The sequence below is a fragment of the Actinoplanes aureus genome, from assembly GCF_015704865.1.
GTDB lineage: Bacteria > Actinomycetota > Actinomycetes > Mycobacteriales > Micromonosporaceae > Actinoplanes > Actinoplanes aureus.
In genome coordinates this window covers 278,671-300,997 of the sequence record NZ_JADQTO010000005.1, presented here as the reverse complement: position 1 = coordinate 300,997, position 22,327 = coordinate 278,671, and the positions used below count along the sequence as shown (strand labels likewise).

Sequence of the window (22,327 nt, the reverse complement as noted above, 5' to 3'; positions counted from 1 at the left end):
GGCCGGTGCTGATCATCGCACTCGTCGCGGTGATCGGTTCCGGGGTGTGGGGCTTCGGCGTGTTCGACCGTCTCTCCGAGGGCGGCTACAACGACCCGCGCAGTGAGTCCGGCCGGGCCGCCGACGTGGTCGCCGAGGCCCTCGACGGGCAGGGCGGCGACGTCATCGCGATCTACACGCCGGACCAGGGGACCATCGACGACGCCGCCCTCTCCAAGCGGATCAAGGAGCGGCTCGCGGCGCTGCCGGAGTCGGCGGTGACCGCGCACGACTCGTACTGGGAGAAGAAGGCGGCGGGCTTCGCCGCCGAGGACAAATCCAGCGCGATCGCGGTGATCACGGTGGCCGGCGACGACGACGCCGAGAAGATGGATGCGTACGCGCAGATCGAGGACGACTTCACCGTCCCGGGGGCACACGTCCAACTCGCCGGCGGCGTGCCCCTGAACCACACCTCGTCGGTCCGCTCGACCCAGGACCTGGCGTCCGCCGAGCTGATCTCACTGCCGATCGTGCTGATCCTGCTGCTGCTCATCTTCGGCTCGCTGGTGGCCGCCGCGCTGCCGGTGCTGATCGGCGGCTGCGCGGTGCTCGGCTCCCTGGGCGTCCTGCACGCGGTCGCGCTGAACCACGAGGTCAACTCGTTCGCCGTCAACGTGGCCAGCCTGCTCGGCCTGGGCATGGCGATCGACTACGGCCTGTTCATGGTCGGCCGGTTCCGCGAGGAGCAGGCGGTCCACAGCACCGCGGAGGCCGTACGCCGTACCGTCGCCACCGCCGGCCGTACCGTGCTCTTCTCCGCGACCCTGCTGATGACGGCCCTGGCCGGCCTGCTGCTCTTCCCCCAGGGCTTCCTCAAGTCCCTGGCGTACGGCGGCCTCGCCGCCGTCTTCCTCGCCATGCTGCTCTCGCTCACCCTGCTGCCGGCGATCCTGGCGATCATCGGCCCCGGCGTCGACAAGCTGCCGGTCCGGCTCCCCGGCCGCCGCGACACCGGCGCCGGGCCCGGCGGGTGGGAACGGCTCGCCGGCGCCGTGCTGCGCCGCCCGTTCCTGGTGGCGCTGCCGATCCTGGCCGCCCTGCTCGTGCTGGCGCTGCCGATCACCGACGCCCGGTTCGGCGAGAACGACGAACGCGTGCTGCCCGCCGGCGACCCGGGACGGGTCGCGGTGGAGACGCTCAAGACCGACTATCCGCAGTTCAGCGCCGACGGCGTGCAACTCGTGGTACGCGGGACCGACGGCAAGAAGCCGGACGTCAAGAAGTTCACCGAAACCGCCGGCAAGGTCCCCGGCATCGCCGAGATCACCACGTCCGGCACCGGAGACGACGTCGTCGTCCTCAACGCCGACCTGGAGAGCACCGACTCGTTCAGCACCGAGGCCCGCCAGGCCGTCGAGAACCTGCGCGCGCTGTCCGCCCCGGCGAACGCCGAAGTGCTGGTCGGCGGCATCACCGCCCGCAACGTGGACAGCCTGGACGCGATCGCCGACCGGCTGCCCCTGATGATCGGCCTGCTGGCCGGCGCCACGCTGGTCCTGATGTTCCTGGCGTTCGGCTCGATCCTGCTGCCGATCAAGGCCGTCGTGGTGAGCGCGCTGAGCCTCTGCGCGACGTTCGGCATCCTCGTCTGGATCTTCCAGGAGGGCCACGGCAGCGGCCTGCTCAACGTCACCCCGGCACCCCTGGAAGCCGGCATCGTCGTGCTGATGGCCGCCGTGGTGTTCGGCCTCTCCACCGACTACGAGGTGTTCCTGCTGTCCCGGATGGTCGAGGCCCGTACCCGCGGCGCCTCCACCGCCGAGGCCGTCACCATCGGCCTGAGCCGCACCGGCCGGGTGATCAGCGCGGCCGCGCTGCTGCTCATCGTGGTGACCGGCGCCTTCGCGCTCTCCTCGGTGACCACCATGAAGTTCGTCGGCGTCGGCATGATCATCGCCCTGGTCCTGGACGCCACCGTAGTCCGGATGTTGCTGGTGCCGGCCGTGCTCGCCCTCTTCGGCGACGCGGCCTGGTGGGCGCCGGGTCCGCTGCGCCGCCTCCAGGAACGAGCCGGCCTGGCCGAACACGCCGGGGAAGCGGAGATCACCGACTGGCAGCCTCCGGTCAGCCCGGCCCTCGCCCCTTCGTCCTTCTCTGATGACACCGTCACCTTCGCCCTGCCGGCCGGCGTCGCCGCGGCGGGTGCGCTGCCGGCGGGCACGTCGGTGTCGCAGACCGTCGTCCTGGATTACGCGGCGGTTCTCGACTACATCGCCGAGAAGGAGCAGGGCGCGGTTACCCGGCCGGTGGCGGCGTTGCCGGCGGGGCCGGGGGAAGAGACCACGGTGCTTCCGGTGGTTGCCGGTAGGGGGCGGGCGGTTGGCGATTCCGGGCATGACTCGGAAGTCATCGATGGAGACGCGACGGCTGCGGAGTCGGAGCCTGCGGCTGGGTCCGCTACCACGTCCGATTTCGACGCCGAGCCGGAGTTCGACGCCGAGCCCGGCATCAAGTCCGCGTTCGCCGCCGAGTCCGGGCATGACTCGGACGTCACCGACAGGGGCGCCGGCGCCGACCAGTCGGAGCCCGCCTCGGACATCGTTGACCTGCCGGTGGCCTCGCTACTCGGCCTCGAACCGGAGAAGCTCACCGAAGGCGCAGCCGCGTATCCGGCCCTCTTCGCCGACGAAGATCCCTCAGCAACCGACACCGTGACACCGGACGACGAAACGCCGATCATGGACGCCGTGGCGGAAGAGACGGAAAGCTCCAGCACGCCGCTCCTCTACCGGGCGCCCTCCGACGCCGCCGCCCCCGCCGATTCCGTCCTGATCGACGATCTCCTTGCTGACGCCGCCCCTGTCGAGGCTGCTTCGGTCGACGATCCCCTGGCCGACGTTGCCATCGGTGCCGGTCCTCATGCCGACGCGGCGCCGGACGAGTCACTGCCTCCGCTCCTCGAAGCGGTGACCAGGGCGGCCGCCACCGACGCGGAGCCCACGCCGGCCACCCCCGGCACGCCGGAGAGGACAAGCGAAGAATCCTCGCCGATCTTCGCGGCTGCGGCTTCTGCTTTCAGCGCGCCCATCGCGACGAGCAAGGAGTCAACGCCGGCCTACGCGGAAGGGACTACTTCCGCTGGCACGCCTGAGACTGCGAACGGGCAAACAGAGCTCAGCTACGCCGAAGCGGCCACTCCCGCTGATCCCGCCTCCGCGACGCCCGAAGCCATGATCAGCAAGCCTGAGCCCGACCAGGCCGCGACCGGAGTCGCATCGACCGAGCCGGAACCGATGTCGCCCAACACCACACCCGCCCCGATCGGAACGGAACTATTCATTCCGTTCAGCGAAGTGGCTGGCCCAGCAAGGTCGGCGACACCGACCGACGCGGACAGCACGGACCGAGAGTCCGTGCCCGAGCCCACGCCGGGCTCGGAGCCGGAGCGGGTGCCGCAGCCCACCGAAACCGCAGCTGCAGCCGCGAAGGCAGGCATAGACGCAGGCCCTGGCGTGGTGGACGCGGACGCGAGCACTCGCGTGGACGCAGCAGGCACAGACGCTGGCGCTGGCGTGGACACAGCAGGCACAGACGCTGGCGTGGACGCAGGCACAGACGCAGGCCCCCGCGTGGACGCAGGCGCAAGCGCTCGCGGAGACGTGGGCGCGGGCCCCGGCACAGGCGCGGGCTTGGAAGTGAGCGCAGGCGCAGGACTAAGCGCGTCGGCAGGCGCGGACGCGCCGACCGAGTCGGAACCCACGCCGCTCAACGCCGCCCCGATCCCGATCGGAACGGAACCATTCATTCCGACTGGCAGCGACATAGCTGCCGCGGCGTCCTCGGTCGCACCGGGCGCACGGGAGACCGCGGCAGCCATGTCGCTCGACACCGCGCAGTCCGAACCGGCGGGCGACATCCACGCCGGGCCGTCCGAACCGGCGAGCGACATCCACACCGGGCCGTCCGAGCCGGCTGGCGACATCCACGCCGGGCCGTCTGAACTGGCGAGCGACATCCACGCCGGGCCGTCCGAACCGGCGAGCGACATCCACGCCGGGCCGTCCGAACCGGCGAGCGACATCGACGCCGCGCCGTCCGAACCGGCGGTCGCCGAGGACGAGACCGTAGACGCGGCGCCGGCATCTGGCCGTGCGATGTCTACCGGTAGTGGATCTGCGCCCGCACCGGCCGGGATCGAGGATCTGTTCGCCTGGCGATCCGATCCCCGCCTCATGAACCTCGCCGCCTCGGGCTCGGACTCCTTCGGCTGGCTGCCCCACGCCGGCGCGACCGGCGGAGGATCGACCACGCCGGAAGAAAGCGTCCCGGCCGCCGAGGTCGCGCCCGCAGCGGGTTCCGAATCTCGGTCCGGTGCTGTGGACGAGGATCAAGCCACGTCCGCGCCCTGGCAGCCGGCCACGCTGATGCCGGAAGCGGCCCTGCCGTACTCGTTCCAGGATCGTCCCGGTAACACCCGCCCGCAGACCCTGGGCGACTGGACCGGCAACCGGCCGGCTCAGGACCGTCCTCGAAGCCTCGATGATCTGACGACGCCGGTCAGCGCGGTTCCGGCGACGGGGCGACGCCCGCAGACGCTGGATGAGTGGCTGAGCGGCCCGGCTGCGGAGGGCGAGCGCCCGTCCCGCCCGGAAACCCTCGGTGACCTCTCCGCTACGCCGGTCGGCCCGGCCGCCTCGGCCCGGGCCGAGGTGACGGACGCGGCAGAGCCTGCCCCGGCAGACCGGTCCGCCGGCCCCGAAGCAGCAGAGACCGTCGCGGCCCCGATCGCCCCGGCCACACAAACCACAGCTCCGCACGCGGCGGAGTTCGTCTCGGCCGAACGACCCACAGCTGCGCACACAGCAGAGACCGCCTCGGCCGAACGACCCACAGCTCCGCACGCAGCAGAGACCGCTCCGGCCGAACAGCCCATCACCCCGCACGCAGCGGGAATCGCTCCGGCCGCACAAACCACAGCCCCGCACGCAGCAGAGACCGTCCCGGCCGAACGACCGACGGACGCCGAACTCCCGCCCGGCGCGGAAACGACCGCCACCACGAGCGGCGCCGCAGTCCTGGAGCCGGCTAACAGCGGTGACGATTCCGGGTTCATCCGCCGCCCGCAGACGCTCGACGAATGGCTGAAGGGTGGCCCGATCGTTTCCGAGCCGGCGGCCGCCGCCGAGCGTCCCCACACGCTCGGCGACCTCACCACCGGCGGGATCCGCCGGCCGAAGACCCTCGACGACTGGCTCAGCGGCGCGACCCCCACCGGGCCGTCCACGCCTCCGGAGAGTGCCGCCCGGCCGGCGACGCTCGCCGATGACGAGGCGGTCCGGCGCCGGGCCGCCAACGGCGGGCCGCACAACTGGGCAGGCGGGTCGGGCGAGCATCCGTACGATCGATCCGGCCGCCGGCCGTCCTCCTTGGCCGACCATCCGGGGTCCGCGTCGCGGGCGGGCCGCAAGCCCGCCGGGGAAGAGCCGGAGCCTGATCCGGCCCCGCAACCGTGACCCGCGCCGGCCCCAGTGTGACCGGCCGCAGCCTGATCCGGCCCTGCGATCCTGACCGGCGCCGGCCCGGCGTGACCCAATGCCACTTAGCCTAAGTGGATCATGGGAGGTGACCGGCGGGTACGCGGGTGGCGGTTGGCAGCCCTCTCCAGCGAGGCGCCCTACCTGACCGAGACGTCCTCGCAGATCAGGGGCTACGGCGCCTCAGCCCAAGCCAAAATCAACCTAGGCTAAATAGCACTGGCGCTGGGCGAGCCGTCGCCGGCGCACCCCCATGCAGGCCTAGGTTGATCTTGATTAGCGACCGCAAGGGGTCGCGAGGCATCTCGGCGGGTCGCCGCCTGGGACGTGGCTACCGCCACCGCATGCCCGCAGGTCAGCCATCATGATCAACTTAGGCCAGGTGGCATTGGGCTGACCGGCCGCAGCCCGATCCCGCCCGCAACCTGACCCGCACCGGCCCGGCATGACAAGCCGGAGCCCGATCCGCAGGGCACGGGTCCGCCGCCGACTCGGGGGCCGACGCCGAAAAGGGCTGCGAATTCGGTGACCGGCGCCCTTGCGGGGCGCCGCCGGCGGCCGATAGGACGGCGGGTAAGTACAGTGCCTGCGGTGGGAACAGAGGGGGACGTACTAATGACGGACGACGCCGTGGGCGTGGCTCCGGACCGCCTCGCGGAATGCCTCGCCGTGCTGGCCGAGGTCGAGGCGTTGCCGGTCGAGCATCCGGACGCGGTGCGTGTGCGCCGGGCGGTCGGCGGGCTGTTCAAGACGGCGAAGATGCAGCGTCGCCGGGAGCGCCGGGACGCGGTCCTCACGCATGACAAGACGGTGACCGAGGCAACAGCGACCGGCGCGCCGGGGCGGATCGACGATGAGACGGCCGGGATTCCGCTGAAGAGCACGATCCGGGGCGCTAGTGCCGGGGTGCTCAAGCAGGCGCGCGGCTGCTACGTGTGCAAGCAGCGGTTCACCGTGGTGGACGCGTTCTACCACCAGCTCTGCCCGTCGTGCGCGGAGCTGAATCACGCCCGCCGGGACGCGCGTACCGATCTGACCGGGCGCCGGGCGCTGCTCACCGGCGGCCGCGCCAAGATCGGCATGTACATCGCGCTGCGGCTGTTGCGCGACGGCGCGGATCTGACGATCACGACGCGCTTTCCGCACGATGCCGTCCGCCGCTTCGCGGCGATGCCGGACAGCGCGGACTGGCTGCATCGGCTGCGGGTGGTGGGCATCGATCTGCGAGACCCGGCCCAGGTGGTGGGTCTGGCTGATTCGGTGGCGTCACGCGGGCCGTTGGACATTCTGATCAACAACGCAGCCCAGACGGTACGTCGTACCGCAGGCGCGTACTCGGCCATCGCCGCGGCGGAGGCGGAGCCGCTGCCGAGCGGAAAGTTGCCGGAGCTGGAGTATTTCGGCGCGGCCGGAACGTCCCCGGCGGCCGCGTTGACGGCGGGCAAGTCGTCGCTGTCCCCGCAGCAGATCACCGAGCTGGCGCTGACCGCCCGTTCGGCCGAGATCGACGCGGGTGGCCTGGTGCCGGACACCACGCCGACGAACAGCTGGAGCGACCGGGTGCACGAGGTGGACCCGCTCGAGCTTCTCGAGGTCCAGCTGTGCAACGTGACCGCGCCGTTCATCCTGGTCAGCCGGCTGCGCAGGGCGATGCTGGCGTCGCCGTTCCCGCGCCGGTACGTGGTGAACGTCTCCGCGATGGAGGGCATCTTCGCGCGTGGCTACAAGGGAGCGGGTCACCCGCACACCAACATGGCGAAGGCCTCGCTGAACATGCTGACCCGCACCAGCGCGGTCGACATGTTCGCCGACGGGATCCTGATGACAAGCGTCGACACCGGCTGGATCACCGACGAGCGCCCGCACCCGACGAAGATGCGGCTGCACGAAGAGGGCTTCCACGCGCCCCTGGACCTGGTCGACGGCGCAGCCCGGGTGTACGACCCGATCGTCCGCGGCGAGCTGGGCGAGGACGTGTACGGCTGCTTCCTGAAGGACTACGTCCCGGTCGCCTGGTGACCTGAAACGACGCCGGGCCGCGCCGTGGATACGGTGCGGCCCGCTCGTCAGAACGAGAAGAAGCCGTTGCGGTCAGGAATGCTACGGCCGCCGTCCTCGCCCTAAGGCATGCCCTTCCAGTCCTTGACCTTGTCGTGCTGCCCCTGCGGGTACTTCCAGTCCTGGTCCTGGTACTTGTCGTGGGGTCCCTGCGGGTACTGGTCCTGGTACTTGTCGTGGGGTCCCTGCGGGTACTGGCCCTGGTACTTGTCGTTAGGCCCCTGCGGGTACTTCCAGTCCTGGTACTTGTCGCCCGGGGCGTCCTTCCAGTGGTCGAACTTGTTGCCCTTGTAGTTCTTCCACGGGAAGCCGTTGTGCTTGTACGGCTGGCCGATGTTGAACGGGCTACCCACGTAGTCCGGCTTGTACGGCCAGTCGCCGGGCCATCCGCCGTCCCAGTCGTCCCAGTTCCAGTACTCCTGACGGACCTGCAGTTTCCACGCCCAGCCACGCCAGCTGACCCGCACCGGGGAGCACTTGTACTTGTCCCAGGCACCGTACTTGATGCCCGTCCACCCGGCGTTCCGGCAGCTCCGCTGCCACCGGAAGTAGCCGACGACATAGTCGTAGTCGGCCCAGCTCTGTGCGTGGTATCCCGCGTTGCTTCCAGCGGCCTGGTCGGTGGCCGGTGCGGCGTGCACCGGACCCACGCCGATCATCGCGCCGGCGGCGAGGCTCATGCCGGCGATCGCAAGCGAACGAATTGCTTTGTTCATGTCACACCTTTTCAGGACAAAAACGCCATGACGTGCGTAGCTCATCACGCTCGGCGAAGGGCCCTCCGCGGTTTGCCGGAATGCTGACCGTTTGGACGACCCACTCAGGGCCGTAACGGCGAAGTGCGATCTCCTTCTTCGTGGCAGTCGCCATCAACCCGCCGGAGCCCGGTCATGACATGCGGCGGCGCCGTTTGCTCCGCGACGGCTTCGCTCCCACTCGCGGCGACTCCACGGCCGGGCGCGGGGCCGGCGGTCCGGCCGGCGTCGCCGGCGCCAGCGGGTAGCGGCGCAGGATCCACGCCTGCTGGCCCAGCGCGAACAGGTTCTGCACGGCCCAGTAGAAGACCACTCCGATCGGGAAGATCACACCGGACACCAGGAGGGACAGCGGGAACCCGTACAGCATCAGGCGCTGCACCATCCGGCCCTGCGGGTCCGCCGCCGGACCGCTCTTGCTGATCATCTGCCGGGTCGTCAGGTACGTGGTAGCGGTCATGATCAGGATCAATACCGCCGCCACCAGCTTCACGGTGACGCCCGAGGCACCGAACATGCTCAGCTGCTCGGCGGACGAGGTGAACCCCGCGGCGATCGGCGCCCCGAACAGTTTCGCGTGGACCGCGCTGTCGAACTGGGTGAGCGTCCAGCCGTACAGGGTGCGGGAGGCCGCACTGGTGACGTCCGGCCGCACGTGGCGCAGCACGTGCAACAGGCCGAACAGGATCGGCGCCTGCACCAGCAGCGGCAGCAGGCCGGCCATCGGCTTGATCTTCTCGGTCTGGTAGAGCTTGAGCAGTTCGGCCTGCATGCCGGGCCGGTCGCCGCGATATCTCTCGCGCACCTCCTGGATCCTCGGCTGGAGCCGTTGCACCGCACGCTGCGAGCGGACCTGCCGCACGACCAGCGGGAACAGTGCAATCCGGACGGTCAGGACGAGAAAGGCGATGCCGAGAACCCAGGCCCAGTCGGTCCGCAGGGCGTCGGCGTCGCCGAACACCCGGTACCAGGCGCTGTGCCAGAAGAGCAGAATCGCTGAGATCGCCGTGTAGACGGCGTCCATCAAGGAAGACATGGTGAGGGAACTCCTCGCGAGCCGGGACGTGGACAGACGTCAGCGGCCGGCGAGCGGTCGGAAGGGAACGCTCAGGCGGCCGCGAGGGCCGCGGTGGGTCCTCTCGGCCGGGTGCGCCCAGCGGCGTCGGGGTCGCGGTGACGCGGCACACCGGTACGCCGGGCGCGCTCGCGCAGCCAGTGGCGGCTGGTCCCGGGCTCGGTGGCGGTGAAGCGCCCGCCGAGCAGCATGCTCGCGGTGAGGGCGGTCACCAGCAGCACACCGGCGACGGCGCCGGCTCCGAGCAGCAGACCGGTCGGGCCGGACTCGGTCAGCAGCACGCCGACCAAGCGCCACAACGCCTCGAACCAGATCACGGGCCCACCCTAGTGCGGCCGCGCAACGTCAATCCCGGTCGTCGTCGGTCAACGCCAGGTACGCCGGGCGCAGCACCTCCGTCACCGGCTTGCCGTGGTGGCTGAGCGCGGGCGGGTCCAGCTGGTCGAGGAGCGCGTCCGGGCGTACCCCGCGAAGCGGCTCGGACTCGCCGCCCGCTTCCGTGCCCCAGAACGCGTTCGGATCGTCCGGATCGACAAGGGCGGCCGGTGGCGGCGGCGGATCCGGATCCGCGACTGCCGGGGACGCGGCGGCGAGCTGCGAGTCCACGGCCGTCGACTCGCGCAGCCGTCGCAGGCGCATCAGCAGCTCGTCGCGGGACCGGCCGCGCCAGGTGAACACCTCGAACGGGTCGGTCTCGAAGGCACGCGCGAGGGCGTAGGTGGTTGCCGCCAGGTGGATGCACGGCATCGGCCAGCGCTCGCAGGTGCAGTCCATCGCCACCTCGTCGAGCGACAGCGGCAGCAGGCCCAGCCCGGCGCCGGCGAAGACCGTCTCGATCCCGGCCGGCATCCGCCCGTCGAGCAGATCAGCGACGTAGCGCGCCTCGCTGACCAGTGCTTTCTCGACTCGCACCCAGTCGGCCGCACCGAACGCCCGCACGGCGATCCGCGAGCGGAAGGCGACCGGGTCTTCCGGGCCGCGCACCAGCGCGACGGCCAGGCTGCTGGAGACGGTCAGGCTGCGCACATAACCGGCGCGCTCGTCACGGCGGCCGCGAGCGAACGTAGGCCCCATCCGGAGCGACTCGAACATGCCCAGGAAGGCCAGGGGGAACTCGTTCTGCGGCGGCATCGGTTTTCCGCCACGGGTCGGCTCAGTCAACGATCGCCTCCGGGGCCAGGGCGAACAGGTCGCGCAGTTCCTGAGCGGACAGCGCGCTGAGCCAGCCCTCACCGGTGCCGACCACGCGCTCGGCGAGGACGCCCTTGTCGGCGACGAGCCGATCGATGCGCTCCTCCAGGGTGCCGAGGCAGACCAGGTTGTGCACGTGCACGTCGCGGCGCTGGCCGATCCGGTACGCCCGGTCGGACGCCTGCGTCTCAGCGGCCGGGTTCCACCAGCGGTCCACGTGCACCACATGGTTGGCGGCGGTCAGGTTGAGCCCGGTGCCGCCCGCCTTCAACGACAACACGAAGATCCCCGGACGGGTGGCCTGCTGGAACTCCGCGACCATGGCGTCGCGGGCGCCGCGCGGCGTGCCGCCGTGCAGGAATTTCACCGGCACGCCGAAGCGCGCCGCCAGGTGTGGCACGAGCATCCCGCCGAACCGGGCGAACTGGGTGAAGCACAGCACGCTCTCCCCCACCCCGAGCGCGTGGTCCAGGATCTCCTCGAGACGATCCACCTTCCCGGAGCGCCCGGGCAGCGGCGAACCGTCCTTGAGCAGCAGTGCCGGATGCACACAGACCTGTTTGAGCTTGGTCATGGCGGCCAGCACCAGGCCCTTGCGCCATTTCTCGCCCGGCTCGGCCAGCCGCTGCTCCAGCTCGTCGAGAACCGCCCGGTAGAGGCTGACCTGCTCGGTCGTCATGCCGCACAGGTGCCGCACGTGCCGCTTGGCGGGCAGGTCACCGGCGATCCCCGGGTCCAGCTTGGTGCGTCGCAGCAGGAACGGCCGGGTCGCCTGGCGCAGGCGGGCGGCGGCGTCCTCCTCCGCATAGCGCTCGATCGGCACGGCGAACCGGGCCCGGAACGTGTGCGCCGACGCCAGCAGGCCGGGGTTGAGGAAGTCGAGGATGGACCAGAGCTCGGAGAGCCGATTCTCCACCGGTGTGCCGGTCAGCGCGATCCGGTTGCGCGCCGGGAAGCGCCGCACCGCCTTGGCCGCGCCGCCACCCGCGTTCTTGATGTGCTGGGCCTCGTCGAGCACCACGCGATCCCACTCGATCGCGGCGAGCGCGTCGGCGTCGCGGACGGCCGTCGCATAGGTCGTCAGCACCAGGTCGGCGTCGCCGGCCAGGGACGCCGGATCCTCCCGGCCGGCACCGTGCAGCACACGGACCCGCAACGACGGTGCGAACCGCTCCGTCTCGCGCTGCCAGTTGCCCAGCACCGACAGCGGGCAGATCAGCAGCGCCGGACCCGCCCGGTGGTGCAGCAGCAGGGCGAGCAGCTGCACGGTCTTGCCCAGCCCCATGTCGTCGGCCAGGCAGGCACCCAGCCCCAGCGAGTCCAGGAAGGCGAGCCAGGAGAAACCCCGGATCTGGTACGCCCGGAGCACGCCGTGCAGCCCCGGCGGCGGATCGAGCACCTCCAGCCGCTGGTCGAGGCGCCCGGTGAGCAGGTCGGCCAGCCAGCCCTCACCCCGGGCGTCGGTGACCGGCAGCGGCAGCTCCTCGGGCGGGAGCAGGCGCATCACCTTGAGCGCCTCGCCCGCGGTCATCGTGCCGCCGCCCCGGCGCAGGAAGGCCAGCCCCGTGGCGAGCCGCTGCGGGTCCAGGAACACCCAGCGCCCACGCAGCCGGACCAGGGGCACCTTGGCCCGGGCCAGGTCGGTCAGCTCGTCCGCGGTGAGGGTGCGCCCGCCGAGCGCCAGCCCCCACTGGTAGTCGACCATCTCCCGCAACCCGACCGCCCGGTCCCGCAGCACGGTGGAGACCGGATCGCGGCCGCGCACGTGCAGCGACAACCCGAGGCTCGGCCGTCGCTGCCACCAGGCCGGCAGCAGCACCCCGTAGCCGGCCTCCTCGAGCAGTGCGGCGTGGCTGAGGAACCGGTGCGCGCCCTCGGTGTCCAGCAGCATCTCGGTCGGGTGGGCGCCGCGCAGCGCCTCACCCAGCTCCGGGTAGAGGCGGGCCGCCCGGCCCAGCCCGGCCAGCAGCCGCTCCTGCGGATGCGATGTCCACCGGGACAGCGGCGCGTATCGATCCCGCCACACCTCGGCGGCGCTGACCAGCACGCTCGGCTCATCGGCCGCCTGGAGCAGGAACTCGAGCCGCCACGCGTCGTCCGGCAGCGGAACGTCGTCGGGCATCACCGGCTCGTGCTCGCGCGGATCGCTCAGCCGGAAGCAGACCCGAACCTCGGCCCCGCGGGCGGCCTGTGCGAACCACTCGTCGAGCCGCCGGGTCAGCTCGTCGACCAGCGCCGGGGCCGCCTCGAACTCGGGCTCCCCGGTGAGCGCGGCCAGCCACCCGTAGTCGGCCAGGGCGACCCCGGCCTCCGCCAGCCGGGTCCGGACCAGCCCGTCGACGAGACGCTCCAGGCCGCTTTGGAGCAGCTCACCGGCATCCTGCACAACCGGGTCCGCCGCCCGGCCGCGGTCCCGCCGCCCGCCGCCATCGACCGGCGGCTCCGGATCGGGCTGCGCTGCCGGCCGCGCGTGCCCGGCGCGGGGTGCGGAAGGCGCGGACCAGGCCCGGCAGGCCGGCGGCATCCGATCTCGCAGCGACGCGTAGCGAACCGCGTCCGCCCCGATCAGCACCGGCCGCCACCAGGCCGCCGGGCGCGGGCCGTCGAGGCGCACGCCGGGCAGGAGCCGCCCGCGCCGGACCAGGCTCGCCGCGAACGCGCAGAGCTCGACCAGCCACCCGACCGACGGCGCGGCCCGCCCGTCGAACTCGGCGACCAGGTCCGGGTCGAGGAACGGAACCGAGACGGCGGGCACCCGCCAGATCCGGGGACGCGGGGTCCCCCGGCGGGCCGGCAACCCGAGCTGCGGCGACGGCAGCGGCCCGGCACTGGTCGAGGGAAGCACCAGGACGGCGGGCCGTGCCTCACCGGCCGGCAGCCCCTCGACCGGGACCGCGAACGGATGATCGGGGGTCTCCCCGCGCCGTCTCCCCGCGCGGGCCGGACCCTCGGCGGCGTCGGTCTCCGCCCACAGCGAGATCGTGCCGCCAGGCCCGAGGAAGCCGTGCAACACCCGCACCTCGGCGGCGGCAGCGGTGACCACGGCGGTCACGGCAGCCACCGGCAGCGGGCGGGCGGGTCACGGTCGATCAGCACGTCGCCGACTCTAGGCCGACCCTCCGACACTTTTCCGGACGCCCCGCTCAGCGGAGCACGGCGTCACTCCAGGGTCCAGGTGAGGTCCGGCGGGCGGACCCGTTTACTCCAGAGCCCAGGTGAGGTCCGGCGGGCGGACCCGGGCGCAGCGCGGGCCCCCGTCGGCGTCGGTCAGGCCGAGCCGGCCGACAAGGACGCCCTGGTCCGCCGCGGCCGCCCGCAACAACGGGCCTGGGATGTCGCCGAACAACAGCTTCGCGCGCCGGAACATCGAGAACGTCTCCCCGTCGGCCGCGCCCCAGCTCAGGTAGAGGAAGCGGGCCCCGGGCCGCCCGTGCACCCACGGCCCGCCCACGTCGACCAGCCCGTCCACGTCCCGGGTGGTGACCTCCAGCTCCCAGACGGCCCGCTCCTCGTGGACCGGCACCCGCCCGACCACCTCGCTCTTGCGCTGCATCCCCACCTGTACGCCGCCGAGCCGCAGCTGCTCGGCCTGCGGCGCCCCGGGCCGCCCGGGCAGGTCGTGGCCTTCGATCCGCATCCGCATGCCGCCGACCCTAGAGGGACCGGCGCCAGAAATCGTAGGGAGTGTCGCCCGGCCGGAAGCCGTACGCCTCGGCCATCGCGGCCGCCTCCCGGAAACCGAGACCGACCGCCTCGGGGAAATGGGCGTCGCTGCCGAAGGACACCGCCCGGCCACCCTCGTCGCGCCACCAGTCGAGGATCGTTGCGTGCAGGGGCAGCCGCGTGTTGATCTCGAGGGCCCGGCCGGACCGTGCGGTCGCCCGCAGCGCGGCGCGGAACTCCTCCTCGAACGCCGCCACGTCGAACGGCGGATCCGGCCAGAACCGGACCGGGTAGTCGATGTGTGCCAGCACCACGAAGTCGCCGGTGGTGCTGACCAGCCGGATCACCTCGGCGAGGTATTCGCGGACCACCTCCGCCGGGTCGCGGTGCGGAAAGATGCCCCACGGTTCGGCGTAGTGGTCGCCGTCCGGGAGGCAGTGCAGCGAGCCGAGCACCCGGTCGAAGGGGCCGGTCGCGAGGATCTTCGAGAGCTCGCCGCCGAACCGGTGTGGTTCGCCCATCTCCAGGCCGGTGAGGATGTGCAGGCCGGGAAAGCGTTCGCGGCAGCGCTCGACGGCCGCCAGGTAGCCGGCGGCGTCGAACGCGGGCGGGGTGAAGAGCCCGGCCGGGTCGGCCGCGGCGGTGATCCGGTCGTTGGCGTACGGGCCGTCGACCGGGGCCGGCCAGGAGTGATGGTCGACGTGCTCGGTGAACGCGAGCGCCGGCAGGCCGATCTCGATCGCCCGGGCGCAGGTCCGTTCCATCGAGCCGCGCACCGCGTCCCAGGACCACTCGCTGTGCACGTGACTGTCTGCGGGCAGCGCCATGTCGCCCATCGTGCCAGTCTGGACGGCGTGACGATCATTCTGGTGCCGTACCACCAAGATCAGCCCCTGCCGGTCGGTGACATCCCGGTGCCGGCGGCGGTCACCGTACGGGCGGAGTCGTCGGACCCGGACCCATGGCTGCGGATCGCGGCGGTTCAGGGCGCGGTGGCCGAGGCGGTCGGTTCGGCCGGCGCCCGGCCGGTGATCTTCTCCGGGGACTGTCTCGTCGCGGGCGGCGTCGTCGCCGGGGTGCAGCGGACCGGCCTGGATCCGGGCATCGTCTGGTTCGACGGGCACGCCGACCTGCACACTTTCCAGACCACCACGTCCGGCTACCCGGGCGGCCTGTCGTTGCGGCTGGTCACCGGTGCGCACCCGGAGGCGTACGCCGGACTCTTCGGACTGCGCCCGGTGCCACCGGAGCGGGCCGTCCTGGTGGACGCGCGGGACACCGATCCGGCCGAGGCCGACTACCTGGCCACCGGTGCGATCCGCCGCGTCTCGGTGGCGCAGGTGGACGCGGGCACGGCTCCGCCCGGCCCGTTCGTGCTGCACATCGACGCCGACGTGATCGACCCGGGCGAGCTGCCCGGGCTTCGCTTTCCCGCGCCCGGCGGCCCGTCCGGCGACGACGTGCTGGCCGCCGCCGGGCGCCTCCTGGCCACCGGCTGGGTCGTCGCCGTGCACGTCGCCTGTCCGTGGTGGCCCGCCGACAACCTGGAGACGGCGGATCTGCGCGCCCGCTTCCTGTCCCGCCTCACCGCGGCGATCGGCTGACCCCGGCCCGATCGCGGCGGCGGGCGCCGGCACAAGCCGGGCGAGCGGGCGGGCGCGGCGTTAGGGTGCGTTCATGGCGGGCGCGGGCGGGGCACGGTGGGAGGGCGCCACGCTCTCTTTCCGGTACGCCGACGCGACGCACACCCTCTGCGGAGCCCGGGTGCTCAGTTCCGCGTTCAAAGCCGACCTCGCCTTCCACGACGGATTCTGGGAGTTGAGCCGCGAGACGCCGCCCGTGCAACGACTCGAGTACCGCTTGGAGCTGCTCCACCGGGACGGCTCGCGGGAAACCGTCTGCGATCCGGCGAACCCCGACCGAGTGCCGGGCGGCTTCGGCGAGTCGTCGGTGCTGCACTCCCCCGACTACCGGGAGCCGGCCTGGCTGCACCTGCCGCCCGCGCCCGGCTCCTGGCGCACGGTGCGGCTGCCGGTCCGCGGCCTGCGGACCGCCCTGAGCCTGCGGATCTGGTCGCCGGAGACCCCGACCACCCGGGTGCTTCTGGCGCACGACGGGCCGGACTATGACCGCTTCGGCGACCTGGGGCGATACACCGCCGCGATGATCGGCGACGGGCGCGTCGCGCCCTACCACCTGGTGCTGCTGCCGGCCGGCGACCGCCTGGAGTGGTATTCGGCCTCCCGCGCCTACGCCCTGGCCCTGGCCGGCGAAGTCCTCCCCCGCGTGCGCGCCGGCCTGGCAAGCGCCGCCGCCCAGCAAAGCGCCCGACTGGACAGCGCCGCCCAGCAAAGCGCCCAACTGGACAGCGCCGCCCAGCAAAGCGCCCAACTGGACAGCGCCGCCCAGGAGAGCGCCCGGCTGAACCACACCGGCCCGCCGGGCGGCACGGTCGTGGGCGCCGGCGCCAGCCTGGGCGCGCTCGCCATGCTGCACGCCCAGCGCCGCCACCCGGCCGGCTTCGCCGGGCTGTTCCTGCAGTCCGGCAGCTTTTTCCAGCCCCGGTACGACAGCCAGGAGTCCGGCTTCCAGCACTGGAAGCGGATCGTCCGGTTCACCACCCGCACCCTGCGAGCGCGCCGTGGCCCGGCCGTCCCGGCGGCGATCACGTGCGGCGCCGCCGAGGAGAACCTGGCGAACAACCGGGACATGGCGGATGCCCTGGCGAAACAGGGGTATCCCGTGACGACCACCGAGAACCCGGACGCCCACACCTGGGTGGGCTGGCGCGATGCCCTGGACCCGCATCTGACCTCACTGCTGCGGCAGGTGTGGCCGAACTGATCTGAAGGAGGCGGCCGTGGCCGACGTCGAGCACACCATCGGATTGCTGCTGGGCACCGAGGACGACTGGCCACGCGCCTACGAGGCCCTGCTACGGCGGCTGGGCACGGTGTCCGGGCCGGACGGGCGCAGCCACCGGGCCCTGTCGGTACGCGTCACCATCGAGCCGTTCAACCTGCGCGACAAGCCCCGCCACGACCTGGTGATCGACCGGCTGGCGCACTGGTATTACCACCCTCGCGAGTGGCTCAAGAAGATCGCGCTGATGGACGACGTCTACCTGCTGAACAGCCCGTTCACGTTTCAGTCGATGGAGAAGCACGCCGCGTACTGCGCGATGATGCGGCTCGGGCTGAAGGTGCCGGAGACGGTGCTGGTGCCCTTCAAGAACCCCCTGGAGAACTCGCGGTGGGCGTACACAGCGGCCCGCTACAACCGGCCGTTCGACCTGGAGGCGACGGCCGGGTCGGTCGGTTACCCGCTTTACATGAAGCCGTACGACGGCGGGGCCTGGGTCGGCGTCTCGCGTATCCGCAACACCGACGAGCTGCACGCGGCGTACGACGCGTCGGGTGAGCGGCTGATGCACCTCCAGGCGTCGGTGGAGGACTACGACATCTTCGCCCGGAGCCTGAGCATCGGGCCGGAGACGATGGTGATGAAGTTCCGCCCCGACCAGCCGATGCACGCCCGTTACGAGGTGGACCACAACTTCCTGTCGCCGTCCGCGGGCGACGAGGTGGTGACCATCTCCCGGCTGGTCAACGCCTTCTTCCGGTGGGAGTTCAACTCCTGCGAATCCCTGGTACGCGGCGACGACGTGCACCCCATCGATTACGCCAATGCCTGCCCCGACGTGGCGCTGACCTCGCTGCACTACTACTTCCCGTGGGCGATGACCGCGCTGCTGCGCTGGACCGTGTTCTGCGTCGTCACCGGCCGCAAGCCGCAACTGGACACCGACACCTCGGAGTACTTCACGATCGCCGACACCCCGGGCATCTCGTACGCCGAGAAGCTCGCCGGGTACCGCAAGCTCGCCGACGACTACTTCGAGGTGGACCGGTACCAGGAGTTCTGCGCGAAGCATCTGGCGAACGTGGACGAGATGGTCTACGACTGGGTGACCTCCGAGGAGTTCCGGTCGCTGCTGCGGGAAACGGTACGTGCGACGTACCCGGTGCACGAGCACGAGAAGTTCCTCTCCCACTTCGGCGGGTTGATCGACGCCTGGATCCGTGACCAAGGGCGTTGACTCGGTAACGCACTCGCAATCAATATGTCTGCATGCCTCTATGGGAGCGCTCCCTCAAAATAGGAATGACCACCCTCCTCCTCACCGTCGGCGTCGCCGCGCCCGCTCAGGCCGACGAGGTCGAGCAGGTCGTCAACGGCGGCTTCGACGGGACCGCCGACCCGTTCTGGTCCACCGCCGGCATGCCGATCGCCCTCACCGACGGCGTCGCCTGCGTGGACGTGCCCGGCGGCACCACCAACCGCTGGGACGCCGCCGTCGGCCAGAACGACATCGACCTGGTCGCCGGCGAGACCTACCGGTTCAGCTTCGACGCGGGCGGCACGGCCGGGAAGGTGGTCCGAGCGATCACCGGCCTCGCGGTCGCGCCGTACGACACCTACTTCGAGCAGTCGCCGGTGCTGACCGAGGGCCTGACCCACTACGAATACACGTTCACCGCGAACACCTCCACCGCGCAGGGGCAGGTCGCCTTCCAGATCGGCGGCAGCCCCGACCCGTGGCGCTTCTGCGTCGACAACGTCTCCCTCGTCGGCGGCGTCCCGCCCGAGGAATACGAGCCTGACACCGGCCCCAGGGTGAGAGTCAACCAGGTCGCGTACGTCAAGGACGGCCCGAAGGGCGCCACGCTGGTCACCGAGAAGACCACCGCTGTGCCGTGGGAGCTCAAGGACGGCTCGGGCAAGGTCCTGGCGAGAGGGACCACGCGGCCGCACGGCGTCGACCCCTCGTCGGGCCAGAACGTGCACACCATCGACTTCGGCCGGTACCGGCGGGCCGCCACCGGCCTCACCCTCACCGCCGACGGCGAGACGTCCCGGCCGTTCGACATCGGCGGAGACGCCTACGACCGGTTGCGCACCGACGCGCTCAAGCTCTACTACACCCAGCGCTCCGGCATCGAGATCCGCGACGACCTGCGTCCCGGATACGCCCGCCCGGCCGGCCACGTCGACGTGCCGCCGAACCAGGGTGACGGCGACGTGCCGTGCCAGCCCGGCGTCTGCGACTACACGCTGGACGTGCGCGGCGGCTGGTACGACGCCGGCGACCACGGCAAGTACGTCGTGAACGGCGGCATCTCGGTCTGGGAGCTGCTCAGCGAGTACGAGCACAACCGCGGCTCCCGCAAGGTGAACCTGACCATCCCGGAGAGCGGGAACAGCACGCCGGACCTGCTCGACGAGGCCCGGTGGGAGCTGGAGTTCCTCCTGAAGATGCAGGTTCCGGCCGGTAAGCCGTACGCCGGCATGGCGCATCACAAGATGCACGATGCGGCCTGGACCGGACTGCCGCTGCTGCCCCACCTGGACCCGCAGCCGCGCGAGCTGCACCCGGTCTCCACCGCCGCGACGCTGAACCTCGCCGCGACAGCGGCGCAGGCGGCGCGGCTCTACAAGCCGTTCGACGCGGCCTTCGCGACGCGTGCGCTGGCCGCCGCGCGCACCGCCTACCTGGCCGCAAAGGCCAACCCGGCGCTGTACGCCCCGGCGTCCGACGGCACCGGCGGCGGTCCCTACAACGACGACAAGGTGACCGACGAGTTCTACTGGGCGGCCGCCGAGCTGTTCCTGACCACCGGCGAGAAGCAGTACGCCACCGACGTGCTCACCTCGCCCGAGCACACCGCCGACGTGTTCGGACCGGTCGCCTTCGACTGGGCGGCCACCGCCGCGGCCGCCAAGATCGATCTGGCCCTGCTGCCGAACAAGCTCCCCGGCCGGGCGCTCGTGCAGGCCCAGGTGGTCAAGGGCGCCGAGGAGTACCTGGCGGTCCAGCGCGGACACGGCTACGGCGTCGCCTACGCCCCGACCGACAACAAGTGGGACTGGGGCTCGAGCAGCATCATCGCCAACAACCTCGTGGTGATCGCGTCGGCGCACAAGCTGACCGGTCTGGACCGCTACCGCAACGGCGTGCTGACCGGCCTGGACTACCTGTTCGGCCGCAACGCGCTGAACATCTCCTACGTCACCGGGTACGGCGAGGTCAGCTCGCAGAACCAGCACAGCCGCTGGTACGCCGCGCAGCTCGACCCGGCGCTGCCGCACCCGCCGGCCGGCACGCTGTCCGGCGGTCCCAACTCGTCCATCCAGGACCCGGTCGCCCAGCAGTACCTGACCGGCTGCGTCGGCCAGTTCTGCTACATCGACGACATCCAGTCCTGGTCCACCAACGAACTGACCATCAACTGGAACGCGGCGCTCGCCTGGCTGAGCTCCTATGTAGCCGAAGTCGACTGATCGTCCTAAGCTGCCGGGTGTGCAGGCTCTGCGATTCGCCGCGACGCTGTACGCCCGGCAGCTGGACACCGCGTACCACGGTTACGTCCGGCGTGACCCGATGTCGCTGCTGCGACTGGGCCCCGGACGCGACGATCCGTACCTGATCTATGAGCGGATCCGGGCGGGTGGTGACCTGGTCCCCACCCGCCTGGGCAACTACGCCACGGCGAGCCACGCGGTCTGCAACGCGGTGCTGCGGGATCGCCGGTTCGGCGTACGCGCGGCGGAGCTGACCGGCCGTGCCGTCCCGGACCAGCAGGTCGACATGTCCTTCCTGGACAAGGACCCGCCCGATCACACCCGGCTGCGCCGCCTCGCCCAGCCGGCGTTCAGCCCGCGCCAGATGGCCGGTTACCGCGAGCGGATCGAGCAGCGCGTCGGCGAGCTGCTCGACGCGGCCGCGGCCAGGGGCGGCTTCGACGTGGTGAGCGACTTCGCCGCACCGCTGCCGATCGCGGTGATCACCGACCTGCTCGGTGTGCCGGACGCGGACGCGGCCCGGTTCGCCCGGCAGGGCGCGGTCATCAGCAGCGCCCTGGACGGGATCCGGTCCCTGCGCCACGGCATCCGGGTCAAGGGTGCCAGTGACGAGCTCGACGACATCTTCGCCAAGCTTTTCGTGCTGCGCCGCAGCGAGCCGGCCGACGACCTGGTCAGCCGCATCCTGGCCGCCGAGGGCGAGCAGATCCGGTCGCACGAGCTGCTGCCGATGTGCCGGTTGCTGCTGGTGGCCGGCTTCGAGACCACGGTCAACCTGATCGGCAACGCGGTCAACGCGCTCCTCGACCACCCGGAGCAGTGGGAGGCCCTCTGTGCCGACCCGGCCGGCCTGGCCGAGGCGGCGGTCGAGGAGACGCTGCGCTGGGATCCGCCGGTGCAGCGCACGGCGCGGTGCGCCACCGAGGAGCTCGAGCTCGCCGGGCGTACGGTGCGGCGCGGCCAGTTCGTGATGACGATGCTCGCGGCCGCCAACCGGGACCCGGCGGTCTACTCGCACCCGGAGCGGTTCGACATCCACCGCACCCCGGAGGCGGACCATCTCGCCTTCTCCAGCGGCATCCACTACTGCGTGGGCGCCCCGCTGGCCCGGCTGGAGGCGGTGATCGCGGTGCGGCAGCTGGCCGAGCGGATGCCGGGGCTGCGCCGGGCGGGCGCGGTCCGGCGCCGCAACTCCGGAGTCATCCGGGGCCCGTTCCACTTCCCGGTCCAGGCCGCCGGGCGGGTGCCGGTCGTCCGCTGACCCCAGCGGGCTCGACGGTCGGCTGTCAGACCGTGTAGGTGCGCGTCGACGACGAGCCCTGCGGCAGACCGAACAACTCGGTGAGGCCGGTGATCCGCAGCTGCCGGTGGACGAACTCGCTCGGGTTGCGCAGCACGAACCGGGCGCCGATGTCGCGGGCCGCCTCGTAGCCGGCGACCAGCGTGCCGATCCCCATCGAGTCCATGAAGGTCACGAACGTCAGGTCCACGATCAGCAGGCCCGGCCGGTCCCGATGCAGCGTGTCCAGCAGCGCCGCCCGCATCGCGTCGACCGTGGCCGCGTCCAGACTGCCGCGCACCTCGACGACGATCGTGCCGTCCGCCTGCTGCCGTGTGGTCATCACGGCCTCGCCCATCACGCCCTCCGAGCCGGGCGACCTGCCCGTTCGACTCACCGTACAACTGTCGGCTCGGCCACCGCAGGC

15 protein-coding genes are annotated in these 22,327 nt (G+C 71.6%); 7 read left to right on the top strand and 8 right to left on the bottom strand.

What is annotated here, in order from left to right; translation table 11 throughout:
* Positions 1-5 precede the first annotated feature (5 nt).
* Positions 6-5,495 (top strand): MMPL family transporter, encoded by a 5,490-nt coding sequence (locus I4J89_RS12860; protein ID WP_309238289.1) that lies wholly within the window; start codon positions 6-8, stop codon positions 5,493-5,495.
* Positions 5,496-6,131: 636 nt separating this feature from the next.
* Positions 6,132-7,535 (top strand): SDR family NAD(P)-dependent oxidoreductase, encoded by a 1,404-nt coding sequence (locus I4J89_RS12855; RefSeq protein ID WP_196414137.1) that lies wholly within the window; start codon positions 6,132-6,134, stop codon positions 7,533-7,535.
* A 101-nt stretch (positions 7,536-7,636) separates the two neighbouring features.
* Here I4J89_RS12855 and I4J89_RS12850 read toward each other — a convergent pair whose 3' ends face one another.
* The 7 genes from I4J89_RS12850 to I4J89_RS12820 all read right to left on the bottom strand — a co-directional run bounded on the left by I4J89_RS12850 (position 7,637) and on the right by I4J89_RS12820 (position 15,085).
* Positions 7,637-8,290, bottom strand: a complete 654-nt coding sequence (locus I4J89_RS12850; protein WP_196414136.1) for a hypothetical protein — start codon at positions 8,288-8,290, stop codon at positions 7,637-7,639.
* 172 nt (positions 8,291-8,462) lie between these two features.
* Positions 8,463-9,365, bottom strand: a complete 903-nt coding sequence (gene yidC / locus I4J89_RS12845; protein ID WP_230858833.1) for a membrane protein insertase YidC — start codon at positions 9,363-9,365, stop codon at positions 8,463-8,465.
* Between the two features lie 71 nt (positions 9,366-9,436).
* Positions 9,437-9,721 carry a DUF6412 domain-containing protein gene (locus tag I4J89_RS12840; RefSeq protein ID WP_309238288.1) on the bottom strand — a complete coding sequence of 95 codons (285 nt, stop codon included), beginning with the start codon at positions 9,719-9,721 and terminating at the stop codon, positions 9,437-9,439.
* 28 nt (positions 9,722-9,749) lie between these two features.
* Positions 9,750-10,565 carry an SWIM zinc finger family protein gene (locus I4J89_RS12835; protein ID WP_230858832.1) on the bottom strand — a complete coding sequence of 272 codons (816 nt, stop codon included), beginning with the start codon at positions 10,563-10,565 and terminating at the stop codon, positions 9,750-9,752.
* Positions 10,558-13,647 (bottom strand): SNF2-related protein, encoded by a 3,090-nt coding sequence (locus I4J89_RS12830; RefSeq protein ID WP_309238287.1) that lies wholly within the window; start codon positions 13,645-13,647, stop codon positions 10,558-10,560. Before I4J89_RS12830 ends, I4J89_RS12835 begins: the two co-directional genes overlap by 8 nt.
* 147 nt (positions 13,648-13,794) lie before the next feature.
* Positions 13,795-14,238: a DUF5990 family protein gene (locus tag I4J89_RS12825; protein ID WP_196414135.1), complete on the bottom strand. Its 444-nt coding sequence runs from the start codon at positions 14,236-14,238 to the stop codon at positions 13,795-13,797.
* A gap of 10 nt (positions 14,239-14,248) precedes the next feature.
* Positions 14,249-15,085, bottom strand: a complete 837-nt coding sequence (locus I4J89_RS12820; protein WP_196414134.1) for a PHP domain-containing protein — start codon at positions 15,083-15,085, stop codon at positions 14,249-14,251.
* A 27-nt stretch (positions 15,086-15,112) separates the two neighbouring features.
* Between I4J89_RS12820 and I4J89_RS12815 the strand changes: the two genes are divergently transcribed.
* From I4J89_RS12815 to I4J89_RS12795, 5 genes are all read left to right on the top strand, one after another.
* Positions 15,113-15,862, top strand: a complete 750-nt coding sequence (locus I4J89_RS12815) for an arginase family protein (protein WP_196414133.1) — start codon at positions 15,113-15,115, stop codon at positions 15,860-15,862.
* Between the two features lie 73 nt (positions 15,863-15,935).
* Complete coding sequence (locus I4J89_RS49480; RefSeq protein ID WP_230858831.1) at positions 15,936-17,102, top strand: alpha/beta hydrolase; 1,167 nt, start codon at positions 15,936-15,938, stop codon at positions 17,100-17,102.
* A gap of 16 nt (positions 17,103-17,118) precedes the next feature.
* Positions 17,119-18,357, top strand: a complete 1,239-nt coding sequence (locus tag I4J89_RS12805) for an ATP-grasp domain-containing protein (RefSeq protein WP_196414132.1) — start codon at positions 17,119-17,121, stop codon at positions 18,355-18,357.
* Positions 18,358-18,422: 65 nt separating this feature from the next.
* A complete protein-coding gene (locus tag I4J89_RS12800) occupies positions 18,423-20,600 on the top strand; it encodes a glycoside hydrolase family 9 protein (protein WP_230858830.1) in 2,178 nt (725 codons plus the stop codon).
* 19 nt (positions 20,601-20,619) lie between these two features.
* A complete protein-coding gene (locus I4J89_RS12795) occupies positions 20,620-21,882 on the top strand; it encodes a cytochrome P450 (RefSeq protein WP_196414130.1) in 1,263 nt (420 codons plus the stop codon).
* 25 nt (positions 21,883-21,907) lie between these two features.
* Here the strand turns inward: I4J89_RS12795 and I4J89_RS12790 are convergent, their stop codons facing one another.
* The gene (locus I4J89_RS12790; RefSeq protein WP_309238286.1) at positions 21,908-22,297 is read right to left on the bottom strand and encodes an STAS domain-containing protein; all 390 of its coding nucleotides are present in this window, start codon (positions 22,295-22,297) and stop codon (positions 21,908-21,910) included.
* Positions 22,298-22,327: the final 30 nt, after the last annotated feature.

Excerpts from the sequence above, each read along its gene's own strand:
- I4J89_RS12850 (WP_196414136.1), bottom strand. The coding sequence starts at position 8,290 with ATGAACAAAGCAATTCGTTCGCTTGCGATCGCCGGCATGAGCCTCGCC.
- yidC (WP_230858833.1), bottom strand. The coding sequence starts at position 9,365 with ATGTCTTCCTTGATGGACGCCGTCTACACGGCGATCTCAGCGATTCTG.
- I4J89_RS49480 (WP_230858831.1), top strand. The coding sequence starts at position 15,936 with ATGGCGGGCGCGGGCGGGGCACGGTGGGAGGGCGCCACGCTCTCTTTC.
- I4J89_RS12800 (WP_230858830.1), top strand. The coding sequence starts at position 18,423 with ATGACCACCCTCCTCCTCACCGTCGGCGTCGCCGCGCCCGCTCAGGCC.
- I4J89_RS12825 (WP_196414135.1), bottom strand. The coding sequence starts at position 14,238 with ATGCGGATGCGGATCGAAGGCCACGACCTGCCCGGGCGGCCCGGGGCG.
- I4J89_RS12855 (WP_196414137.1), top strand. The coding sequence starts at position 6,132 with ATGACGGACGACGCCGTGGGCGTGGCTCCGGACCGCCTCGCGGAATGC.
- I4J89_RS12820 (WP_196414134.1), bottom strand. The coding sequence starts at position 15,085 with ATGGCGCTGCCCGCAGACAGTCACGTGCACAGCGAGTGGTCCTGGGAC.